The sequence below is a fragment of the Nonomuraea sp. NPDC001699 genome (genome assembly GCF_053596455.1).
The window spans coordinates 92,726-103,443 of record NZ_JBSFGF010000016.1 but is presented as its reverse complement, the minus strand read 5'-3'; the positions used below and the strand labels follow the sequence as shown (position 1 = coordinate 103,443).

Annotated in this window: 9 protein-coding genes; 4 read left to right on the top strand and 5 right to left on the bottom strand. The window is 73.7% G+C overall.

The annotated features are described in order from the left end of the window. Nucleotides 1-385 precede the first annotated feature (385 nt). From ACWCSU_RS36270 to ACWCSU_RS36260, 3 genes are all read left to right on the top strand, one after another. Nucleotides 386-2,035 (top strand): ABC transporter ATP-binding protein, encoded by a 1,650-nt coding sequence (locus tag ACWCSU_RS36270; RefSeq protein WP_449941205.1) that lies wholly within the window; start codon nucleotides 386-388, stop codon nucleotides 2,033-2,035. Nucleotides 2,036-2,229: 194 nt separating this feature from the next. Next, nucleotides 2,230-2,799 (top strand): TetR/AcrR family transcriptional regulator, encoded by a 570-nt coding sequence (locus ACWCSU_RS36265; protein WP_449941202.1) that lies wholly within the window; start codon nucleotides 2,230-2,232, stop codon nucleotides 2,797-2,799. A gap of 146 nt (nucleotides 2,800-2,945) precedes the next feature. Beyond that, nucleotides 2,946-3,116: a hypothetical protein gene (locus ACWCSU_RS36260; protein ID WP_352331507.1), complete on the top strand. Its 171-nt coding sequence runs from the start codon at nucleotides 2,946-2,948 to the stop codon at nucleotides 3,114-3,116. 77 nt (nucleotides 3,117-3,193) lie between these two features. Here ACWCSU_RS36260 and ACWCSU_RS36255 read toward each other — a convergent pair whose 3' ends face one another. Beyond that, on the bottom strand, nucleotides 3,194-4,609 hold the full coding sequence (locus ACWCSU_RS36255) for an RNB domain-containing ribonuclease (protein WP_449941322.1): 1,416 nt from the start codon (nucleotides 4,607-4,609) through the stop codon (nucleotides 3,194-3,196). Between the two features lie 36 nt (nucleotides 4,610-4,645). Continuing rightward, nucleotides 4,646-4,978 (bottom strand): STAS domain-containing protein, encoded by a 333-nt coding sequence (locus ACWCSU_RS36250; protein ID WP_449941200.1) that lies wholly within the window; start codon nucleotides 4,976-4,978, stop codon nucleotides 4,646-4,648. Between the two features lie 263 nt (nucleotides 4,979-5,241). Between ACWCSU_RS36250 and ACWCSU_RS36245 the strand changes: the two genes are divergently transcribed. Next, nucleotides 5,242-7,362 carry an alpha-galactosidase gene (locus tag ACWCSU_RS36245; protein ID WP_449941198.1) on the top strand — a complete coding sequence of 707 codons (2,121 nt, stop codon included), beginning with the start codon at nucleotides 5,242-5,244 and terminating at the stop codon, nucleotides 7,360-7,362. A 21-nt stretch (nucleotides 7,363-7,383) separates the two neighbouring features. Here the strand turns inward: ACWCSU_RS36245 and ACWCSU_RS36240 are convergent, their stop codons facing one another. From ACWCSU_RS36240 to ACWCSU_RS36230, 3 genes are read right to left on the bottom strand one after another with little or no spacing between them, the layout of a single operon-like run. After that, nucleotides 7,384-8,004 carry a hypothetical protein gene (locus ACWCSU_RS36240; protein WP_449941195.1) on the bottom strand — a complete coding sequence of 207 codons (621 nt, stop codon included), beginning with the start codon at nucleotides 8,002-8,004 and terminating at the stop codon, nucleotides 7,384-7,386. Beyond that, on the bottom strand, nucleotides 7,991-9,550 hold the full coding sequence (locus ACWCSU_RS36235) for a VWA domain-containing protein (RefSeq protein WP_449941193.1): 1,560 nt from the start codon (nucleotides 9,548-9,550) through the stop codon (nucleotides 7,991-7,993). Before ACWCSU_RS36235 ends, ACWCSU_RS36240 begins: the two co-directional genes overlap by 14 nt. Continuing rightward, nucleotides 9,547-10,686, bottom strand: a complete 1,140-nt coding sequence (locus ACWCSU_RS36230; protein ID WP_357706927.1) for a toxic anion resistance protein — start codon at nucleotides 10,684-10,686, stop codon at nucleotides 9,547-9,549. Before ACWCSU_RS36230 ends, ACWCSU_RS36235 begins: the two co-directional genes overlap by 4 nt. Nucleotides 10,687-10,718 lie beyond the last annotated feature (32 nt).

Below are 10,718 nucleotides of genomic sequence, written 5' to 3'. Positions count from 1 at the left end.
TTGTGGCCGGGATTCACCGGTCAAGTCTCGTATTAACAGCCGAACTTCTGGTGATTTGCCGTGAATTCGTGGGTATCGTCCCATTTGTCGAATGGAACAGCCATACGGGGGAGGAAGATATGGCTAGCAACCAGCTGACCCAGGCCGGCTTCCAGGAGTCCTGGCGCTGCCGTAGGCGCCGGTGGGCCCGCCGCCGCTGCTGCAACTTCCGCAGGTGGTGGGGCTGGGGGTGGTAGAGCAACCCCGTGAGAGCCGGCGGCCCAGCCGCCGGCTCTCCCTTGCGCTCTCCGGCCGTGAACTCGCTCCCGCAGTGTCTATTCGCCGAACCTTTCGCGAGTTCTGGCCGGACACGAAAGGCCTGCGCCGGTTTTTCGCGTGTGGCGTGGTGTTCGCCGTCCTTGCAGCACTCTGTGAGGTCGCCGCGATCCGCCTGTTCGGGCACATCACCGACGACGTGCTCGCCACACGGGATCTGGACGCCTTCTGGGCGCCCGCCTTCACCTGGCTCGGGCTCGCCGCCTTCGCCGGGGTGACGTCCTTCGTCGGGACGTACGCCACGGCGTACGGCGCGGAAAGATTCCTGCTGGCCCTGCGCGACCGCGTGTTCGCGCACATCCAGACCCTGTCGCCGGACTTCTCGGAGAACCGGCGGCTCGGCGACCTGATGGCCCGGCTGACCGACGACATCCAGGCCATCGAGGAACTGATCGGCTCCGGCCTGGTCAAGCTGTTCACCACGGCGGCCAGCGCGATCTTCTTCGCCGGTGCCGCCTTCTTGATCCGCTGGGACCTCGCCCTCGTCACGATGGCGCTGATCCCGGCGTTCCTGGTCGTCTCGAAGCTGTTCGCGGCCAGGTTCAGGACGGCGGCGGCCCGCGAGCGGCTCAGCAACGGCGCCATGAACAGCGTGCTGGAGGAGGGCCTGGCCAACCAGGCACTCGTCCAGGCCTACAACCGGCAGGGGGCCGAGTCCGGGCGCCTGCACGGCGAGGGCCGGCGCTGGCTGCGCGCCAACCTGTCCCAGGCCTGGCTGTCGGGGCTCTACCAGCCCGTCGTCCAGGTCATCGAGACGGTCTGCCTGATCGTCGTCATCGGATTCGGCGCCTGGGAGATCGTCTCCGGACGGCTCACCCTGGGCGGCCTGCTCGCCTTCGCCGCCTACCTGGCGATGCTCTACCCGGCCGTGCAGAGCCTGGGGGAGCTCGCGCTGACGGTGTCGGAGGCGGCGGCGGGGTCCGACCGCGTGATCGAGGTCCTGCGCGCCAGGCCCCTCGTCACCGATCCCGAGGGAGCGGTGGCGTTGCCCGGCCGGGCCGAGGGACGGGTGGAGTTCGACGGCGTCGGCTTCACCTATCCGGGACGCACGCGGCCCGCCCTGCGCGACGTGTCGTTCACCGCCGGGCCCGGCGAGCTGATCGTCTGCACCGGGCCCAGCGGGAGCGGCAAGTCGACGATGGCCAAGCTGCTGCTGCGCTTCTACGACCCGGGACAGGGACGCGTCCTGCTCGACGGCCGCGACATCCGGGGCCTGACGCGGGAGTCACTGCGTGACAGCGTGGCGATCCTGCACCAGGAGACGTTGCTGTTCTCGGGGTCCGTACGCGACAACATCGCCTACGGCCGGCCGGGCGCCTCGCTCGACGAGGTGATCAGGGCGGCCGAGGCGGCCGGCGTGCACGACTTCGTCAAGCTGCTGCCCCAGGGGTACGACACCCCGGTCGGGCAGCGGGGCCGGCTGCTGTCGGGCGGCCAGCGGCAGCGGATCGGGATCGCCAGGGCCATCCTGCGCGACGCGCCCGTCCTGGTGCTCGACGAGCCCATGACCGGGCTGGACGACGCCACGGTCGCCCAGATCATGAAGCCGCTGCGGCGGCTGATGGCCGGGCGCACCACCATCCTCATCACGCACGACCTGCGTCACGTGCCGGAGGGCGCGCGGATCGTGGAGGTGGAGCCGGTGCCTCGCGAGGAGCGGATCCGGCTCAAGCGCGTCGGCTCGTTCGGCCTCCGACCGCGCCTGAGCACGCCGCCCTGACGGCCCGGTCCTGTCGGCCCGGTCCTGACGGCGACGTCCATGTGGAACGGTCCGACGGCACCGCGCCGAAGGTCCGCGCGGGGTCCCATGCGGCCGCCCCTCCTGGCTCCGGCCAGGGCGGGCGGCCGCGCCACGCCGGGCTACCGCCCGGTAGAATCGGAGCCCTCCCTCCGCTTGCCGAAGGCAGGTTCCCCGTGGGCGACGACCACCGCTCCGCCCGGCCGTTACGCGCCGACGCCCGCCGCAACCGCGAGCGGGTCCTGCAGATCGCGCAGGAGGCGCTGGCCGCCGACGGGCTGACCATCTCCCTCTACGAGATCGCCCGCCGTGCCGGGTTCGGGGTCGGTACCGTCCACCGGCACTTCCCCACCAAGGAGGCGCTGCTGGAGGCGGTGCTGCTGGGCCGGGCCGAACGCTTCGTGGCCGACGCCCGCGCGCTGGCCACCGCCGAGGACGCCGGGCGGGCCTTCTTCGGCTGGTTCCGCCGGGTCGCCGAGCAGGCGGCGGCCAACCGGGCGCTGTGCGATCTGCTGGAAGGCGGCGCGGGGCTCGGTTCGGTCCTGGAGGCCGACTTCGCCGACGCGCTCGGCCGGCTGCTGGCCCGCGCGCAGCGCGCTGGGGCCGTACGCCGGGAGCTGTCCGCCGACGACGTGCGTGACCTGCTGCGCGGAGCCCTGGCGGCCGAACGTCACGCGCGGGCCAGGGGCGCGGCCGGGCGGATGGCCGCGGTGGTCTGCGACGGCATGCGCGCCGGGACCGACTGACCGGCCGGTCAAGCTGGTGTCGTCATATGGCTACAGATCGTCACCCTCGGGGCAGTTTCCCGGCTGAAGCCGGCGGACATCCCCAAGGCGTAGGAAAGGGATTCCCGCGCGTCGCGCCGGGGTCCGGTCAGCTCGGGAGGTAGCCCGTGTTCGCTCTCATCGCCGCCCTGTTCTTCCTGCTCGCCCTGATCTTCGACATCGCCGGCACGGCCGTCGGCAACGTGCTCACCGCGGGCACGCTCACCACCGCCGGGCTGCTGTGCGTCGCCCTCCACCTGCTGGGGGTCGGCGCGGGATGGTCGCCGCTCAAGCGGTGAGCGCAGGGCCACCGGGGGCCGCGCGCGAGGTCGTCCGCGCGCGGCCCTCACCATGCCCGTGGGGTAGGCGGGCGGTCTCAGGCCAGGGTGAAGCGGACCTCGCGGGTGGCCGGGTCGGCCTGCGTCAGGCGTACGGTGACCCGCTCGCCCAGGGGCAGGACGCCGTCGCAGCGGGCGATCACGGCCGGGTCGACGAGCTGCACCTGGCCGCCGCCGCGGCGCTCGTCCACGTCGATCACCATCGCCTCGAACGACTGCCCGATCCGCTCCCGCAGCAGGAACGCCTCCACCAGGTCCACGCAGGCCCGGTCGACCGCCCCGGCGCGGCGGCCGGTCACCGACATGATGTCGGGCAGCAGCGGCAGCGCGGCCCGTACGCCGGAGGGCACCGGCTCGCCCGCCGCGACCGCCAGGCACACCTCGGTCGCGTACCGGTCCACCAGACGCCGCAGCGGAGCCGTGACGTGCGCGTACGGCGCCGCCACCGCCGCGTGCTCGGCCAGCTTGGGCGGCGCGCCGTCGAAGGCCGCGTACCCGGCGCCGCGCAGCAGCACCTTCGACTCCTGCAGGAACGCCGCCTGCTGCGGGTTCTTCGGGTCGAGGTCGTGCACGACCGCCCCGTAACCGGCGCCCTCGGGCCACGGCACGCCGAGCGCCTGCGCGACCCTGCGCACCTTGGCCAGGTCGTCCGGCTGCGGCGCGGGCAGCACGCGCAGGATGCCGACCTCGGCGTCCAGCATCATCGAGGCGGCGGCCATGCCGGTCAGCAGCGAGATCTGGGCGTTCCACGCCTCGGCGGGCAGCGGCACGCGGAACTCCAGCCGGTAGCCGCCGTCGCCGTCCCGGACGACCTCCTGCTCGGGCGTGGGCAGGGTGACGCCGCCGCGCGCCCGCTCCAGCCCCAGCCGCAGCGCGCCGATCTCGGCCAGCAGGCCCAGCGTGCCGTCGGCGGTGGCGGTGTCCACGGCCGCCTGCACGTAGGCGTAGTCGAGCCGCTCGCGGCTGCGCACCCGGGCGCGCTGCACGTCCGCGCCGACGATCCGGGCGTCGGCGTCGAGGTCGATCCGCCAGACCGCGGCCGGCCGGGTCGCGCCGGGCAGCAGGCTCGCCGCGCCCTCCGACAGCACCTTGGGATGCAGCGGCACCCTGCCCACCGGCAGGTAGACCGTCTCGCCCCTGGTACGGGCCTCGGCGTCGATCGGGCCGCCGGGCCGGACGAAGGCCCCGACGTCGGCGATGGCGTACCAGACGCGGTAGCCGTCGCGCAGCCGTTCCAGGTGCAGGGCCTGGTCCAGGTCCATCGAGCCCGGCGGGTCGATGGTCACGAACGGCACGTCGGTCAGGTCTTTGGCGTCCAGCCTGGGCACCTGAGCCACCCAGTCGGCCTCGTCGAGCACGTCCTGGGGGAACCCGGCGGGCAGCCGCTGCTCGCGCAGCACGCGGTCGAACCCGTCCTCCAGCCTGGCGGGGATCGGGCCAGGAACCTGAATCATCGACACGCCCACAACCTACTCAAGGCGGGCCTACCGTTACGACTGGGGCGTCAGGTGCGCGTCGAGGCCGGTGATGCGCAGCAGGCGCTCCATGTTGGGCGGGACGTTGGCCAGCCGCACCCTGGTGTGCCCGCGGGCGGCCTGGTTGTGCACGGAGACCAGGATGCCGAGCCCGGCCGCGTCGATGAAGGACAGGCCGCTCACCTCGATGACCACGGACATGTCCGGCCGGTGCGCCCGCCCGGCCTCCTCCAGCACGCCGAGCAGGTGGCCGCGGACGGCCTCGGTGGTGGCGATGTCGAGCTCTCCGGACAGGGAGACGGTCACGGTCGTGTCGTGGCGGCTGGTGGTCAGGTGAAGAGAATCCATGTCGGCTCCCCGCTGTTGGTCCGGGCGGGGGAAAGTGCTGCTGACTACGGGGACCCGCCCCTGGCCGAAGACGCCGGATGCCATGATGCGTCACGCAGCGCTACGGTCTGTTTCCGAAGAGGAGTGTACATGCCCTCCTGTCCGGGCTCGCGGAGCAGGCCCCTTTCTCTCCTCCGCCGCCCAGGGCCGGAAAGGCCGGGCAGCCCGTCACGGCGGGCCCTCGCCGCGCCAGCCGGGTAACGTCTCGTCTCACGTGATATTTCATGTGTTTTCTCGACCTTGAGGAGCGTGACGTGCCCCCCGTCATCCTTTCCGCGGCCGGCTCGGCCCTGGTGCTCGACGACTCCGGCCCCGGGCTGCCGCGGGTGCGGCATTTCGGCGCCGACCTCGGGGCGGTCACCGGCGCCGACCTGCTGCCCGCCCTGCTGTCGCTGACCCCCGCCCTGTCGCTGCTGCCCGGCCAGGACGAGTCCTGGTTCGGCCGGCCGGGGCTGTCCGGCGACCGGGCCGGCGAGCACTGGCCGGTGCGCTGGACGGCCGAGAACGTCGAGACGGCGGCCGAGCCGGGCGCCGGCGGCCGCGTCACCGTCGCCGCCGTGGACGCCGAGGCGGGGTTGCGGCTGCTCAGCGAGCTGGTCATGGACGCCTCCGGCGTCGTGACGATGCGGCACACGCTGACCAACACCGCCGCCTCACCGTACCGGCTGCAGGGGTTGGTCTGCGCGTTGCCGCTGCCCGCGCGGGCGAGGGAGCTGCTGGACTTCACCGGACGGTGGGCGCTGGAGAAGGTGCCGCAGCGCCGGGAGTTCGGGCAGGGAGTGTGGTCGCGGGAGAACCGCCGCGGACGTACCGGCCACGACGCGACCGGCCTGCTCGTCGCCGGCACGCCCGGCTTCGGCTTCCGCGCCGGCGAGGTGTGGGCCGTGCACGCCGGGTGGAGCGGCGGCCACGTCCACTACGCCGAACGGCTCGTCGAGGGCCAGGCCGTGCTGGCGGCCGGCGAACTGCTCGAACCCGGTGAGATCACCCTCACCCAGGACGAGAGCCACACCACCCCGTGGGTCTACTTCACCTGGTCCGGCAGCGGCCTGGACGAGGCGAGCGGCCGCCTGCACGACCACCTGCGCGCCGCCCGCCCGCTCCCGGTACGCCCGGTCACCCTCAACAACTGGGAGGCCACCTACTTCGACCACGGCCTCGACCGGCTGCGCGACCTGGCCGACAAGGCGGCCGCCGCGGGCGTCGAACGGTTCGTGCTCGACGACGGCTGGTTCCGCCACCGCCGCCACGACCGCGCCGGCCTCGGCGACTGGTACGTCGACGAGGACGTGTGGCCCGACGGCCTGCACCCGCTGGCCGAGCACGTACGCAAGCTGGGCCTGCAGTTCGGCCTGTGGTTCGAGCCCGAGATGGTCAACCCCGACTCCGACCTGGCCCGCGCCCACCCCGACTGGATGCTCGCCCGCGCCGCCCGGCCGCCCGTGCTCTGGCGCAACCAGCAGGTGCTCGACCTGGCCCGGCCCGAGGTCTACGACCACCTCCTCGACCGCCTCGACACGCTGACCCGCGAGTACGCGCTCGACTACATCAAGTGGGACCACAACCGCGACCTGGCCGAGCCCGTCCACGACGGGACGCCCGGCGTGCACGCGCAGACGGCGGCGGCCTACCGGCTGATCGACGAGCTGCGCCGCCGCCACCCCGGGCTGGAGATCGAGTCGTGCTCGTCGGGCGGCGCCCGCATCGACTACGGCGTCCTGGCCCGCACCGACCGCGTCTGGGCCTCCGACTGCAACGACGCCCTCGACCGGCAGGCCATCCAGCGCTGGACCGGGCTGCTGGTGCCGCCGGACCGCATGGGCTGCCACGTCGGCGCGCCCCACGACCACATCACCGGCCGCGCGCTGCCGCTGGCGTTCAGGGCGGCGACCGCGATGTTCGGCCACATGGGCGTGGAGTGGGACCTGACCTCGGCGAGCCCGGAGGAGCTGGCGGAGCTGGGCGTCTGGATCGCGCTGCACAAGCGGCTGCGGCCGGTGCTGCACGCGGGCCGGGTCGTGCGGGCCGACCACCCCGACCCGTCGGCGCTGCTGCACGGGGTCGTGCTGCCCGCGCGGGCCGTGTTCGCCTGCGTCCAGCTCACCAGCCGCGTCGCCGTCAGCCCCGAGCCGCTGCGGCTGCCCGGGCTCGACCCGGACGCCCTCTACGAGGTGCGCGCCGCGGGCCCGCTGCCGGAGGGCGCCGGGCTGCCGCAGTGGGTGTTCGCGCCGGCCCGGCTGCCGGGCGCGGCGCTGGCCGAGCTGGGCCTTCCCGGCCCCGCCCTGCGCCCGGCCTCCGCGCTGGTCTTCGAGCTCGAACGGGTGACCCCGGGAGCGCAGGGCTAGTTCGGGGCCCGGGATGGCGGGTCAGTCCAGGTCCAGGTCCGAGCCGCCGAACCGGTCGCGCAGGAAGCGGCCCTGGTCGCGCAGCGCCTGCTCGTCACCGCGGTGGACGGCGTCGGCGACCTCCCGCAGGCGGGCGTCCAGGAGGGCGAGCTGGGACAGCAGCTCCTCGTGGGCGCTGCGCTCCCGGCCGGCCCGCCGGGTCAGGGCGTACCCGCGCGGCAGGTTCGCGTACGCCTCCAGGCCGGCCGGCAGGTAGCCGCGGATCGTCCGGGACACCACGTGCAGCTCGTCGGGGGAGGCGGCCAGCTGCTCGGCCCGGCCCAGCACGCCCCTGACCACCTCGGCGATGCCCTCCACGGCCAGGTGCACGTCGGCGGGGAAGCGGCCCTCGATCCGGCGCAGCAGCGCGTCGAGGTCCGCTCGCAGCGCCGACGTCTCCATCTCGGCGTGCGAGACCCTCAGCCGCAGGCGCTCGGGCGGGGCCAGCAGGGCGCCCGCGCCGTACAGGGCCGCCACGACCACCGGCCAGAACGCGCCCGCCAGCCCCAGCAGGTGCGCGGCCAGGCCGAGCAGCGCCAGCAGGCAGCCCGCGATGTTCCTGGACGAGCCCAGGTAGCGCAGGACGCGCTCACTGATAGCCACGGATCTCCTTGAACGCGCCGCTCAGCGACGTCGAGCGGGCGTCGAACACGGCCCCGCCCGTCAGCGCCGCGATCCGGCGCATCTCCCCGTCGTCGCTCTCGCCGAACAGCACCACGAACGTGGGCGTGCGCCGCCGATCCTCCGGCAGCGCGCGGTAGCGGGACTCGAAGGCGGCGTAGTCCGAGCCGTCGGTGTTCTCGCCGTCGGTCATCAGCACGATCGAGCCGTAGTGGCCCGGCGGGACGGGACGGTCGTAGGCCGCGGCGAGGCTGTCGTAGATCGCGGTGCCCCCGTTGGCCCGCAAGCCCTCGGCGAACTCCTTGATGCGCGCCAGGGCGTCCGCCGGGTCGCGCTCGGGGACGGTGAACGGCACCGGCGTCCCCGGCCGGCCGTTGAACGGGATCATCGTCACCGACTCCCGGCCGCGAAAGCGCGAGAACGTGCCCGAGGCCGAGGTGTCGGCGCCGGTCAGCGCCACCAGCGCCTGCCGCAGCGCGTCGATCCGGTCGCCCCTCATCGAGCCGGAGGTGTCCAGCACGAACCGCGCCTCGGCGGGGACGCGCACCCGGTCGAGGTAGGTGGCGATCAGCTCGTCGGCCGTGCCGCGCCGGTTGGGGAAGGGCAGCTCGATGAGCTGGGCCGCGCCGGAGCGCGGATCGGGGGCCACGCCGGGCGTGATCGGCCGCCGGTGCGTGCCGGTCACGATCTCCCGCTGCACGGCCGGGGTGCGCAGCCAGGCCGCCAGCTTCCCGTACAGCCGCCGTTTGGGCTCGGCGGCCGAGGCGAGCAGCGTCAGCGGGTAGTCGGCGCTGACCACGCCGTCGTCGGGGTAGACCAGCGTGACCGGGTCGCGCAGGCCGAGCAGGACCGACTCGTAGTTGACCATGCCGTCCACGTCCGGGTCGCGGGTGTAGGCGTCGGCCAGCCAGCCCGACGAGCCGGCCGTCAGCCGCTGCGCCGAGAAGAAGTCCTTGAGCCGGGGCGTCACCGCGCGGGCCTGCTCGGCGCTGAGCGCGCCGTCGGCGCCGGAGAGCGCGGCGGCCACCCCGACCAGGGCCGAGAACCCCGAGTTGGACGAGGCCGGGTTCGTCATCCCGAAGCTGAACCGGCCCTGCCCGGCCGCCGCCGCGATGTCCGACCACGACACCCGGCCCTTGTCCCAGCCCAGCTCCCGCGCCTTGGCGGGCTTGAGGCCGAGCACCACCGGGGACACCATGATCTTGGTCTGCGTGGACAGCCTGGCCGGGGCGCCGTCGATGAGCGACAGGTAGCGGTTGGAGGAGAACCAGGTCGCGTCCAGCTCGCCGTCGGCCCGCCCGCCCGCGACCCGTTCGGCGCCGTCCAGCGTGCCGGTGTACGTCAGCCGCACCCGCACCCCGATCTCCGCGGCGGCCTTGCCGAGCAGCGGTTCGAGGTCCTTGATCTCGCTGCCGGCCAGCACCCTCAGCACCTCGGGGCCGTCGGCGGGCGGCCCGCCGTCGCCGGACCCGCAGGCGGTGGCCAGGAGCAGGACGGCCGCGAGTGCGTACCCCACGCCGCGCCTCACGCCGACTCCCGCGAACGCGCCAGGTACGTGCGGGCGTGCTCCAGCTCGGCGCCCAGGCTGTCCACCGTCGCCGCCATGTTGTCCACGGCCTTGGCGCGGAAGGCGTCGATCGTGTCCATCGTGGCGTACACGTTGTCGAACGCCTGCCGCAGCGTGTCCAGGTCCACGGTCGTCGAGGCGGCCTGGTTCTGGATCGCGCCCGCCTGCGTGCGCAACATCTCGCTGGTGGCCAGGATGAGGTCGCTCGTGGTGGCGTTCAGCGCGGTGATCTGGTCGAGCACCAGCTTCTGGTTCGCCAGCGCCTGCGCGACCGTCACCGCCGTGCGCAGCGCCGCCACCGTGGTCGTGGCCGCCCGGTCCACGCCCTTGCTGAGCTCCAGGTTGTTCTTGCGGACCAGGTCGAGCGCCAGGTAGCCCTGCGCGGAGACGGCGAGCTGGGTGAGCAGGTCCTGGTGCTTCTGGCGCACCGCGAACAGCGCGTCGGAGCGCAGCGCCGTGGCCCGCTCCTCGTCGGCCAGGGCGATGCGCTCCTCCAGGGCCGCGTCGATGGCCTTGGCCATGACCACGTACTCCTGGAGGCGGGTCATCGTCTCCCACAGGTTCGCCTTCTCGCCCTCGATGGCGGCGTTGTCGCGCAGCAGCTCGTCCTGGCCGGACCTCAGCGCCCGGATGATGTCGTCCAGGTGCCGCTGCGCCGAGTGGTACTTGGCGAAGTAGTCGCGCAGCCGGTCACCGAACGGGATCAGCCCGAGCAGCCTGCGCGTCCCGCCGGACGCCTGTTTGGGGTCCAGGTCCACCACCGTGCGGCGCAGCGCCACCAGGTCGGCGGCCACCCTGGCCTGGGCGTCGGCGCCCTCGCCGCGGGCCGCGTCCAGGGCCGCCACCGGACGCTTGAGCATGCGGTTGGCCGCCTGCGAGGCGGACCTGATCTCGGTGTCGCCCATCGAGGCGATGTCGTGCACCTTGCGGCCGAACTCCGGCGAGCGCGGGTCGAGGCCGCTCAGCTCGCCGGCGAAGTCCTGCGCCCTGGCGGCCAGCTCGGCCGCGCGCCCGTCGGGCAGGGGCAGCATGCCGGCCGCCGTCTCGACCGGCACCGGCTGGACCGGCGCGGGCGGCGTGAGCACCAGATCGGACACGTCGGAGTTCTCCTTGCTGAAAGGGGCCGGCA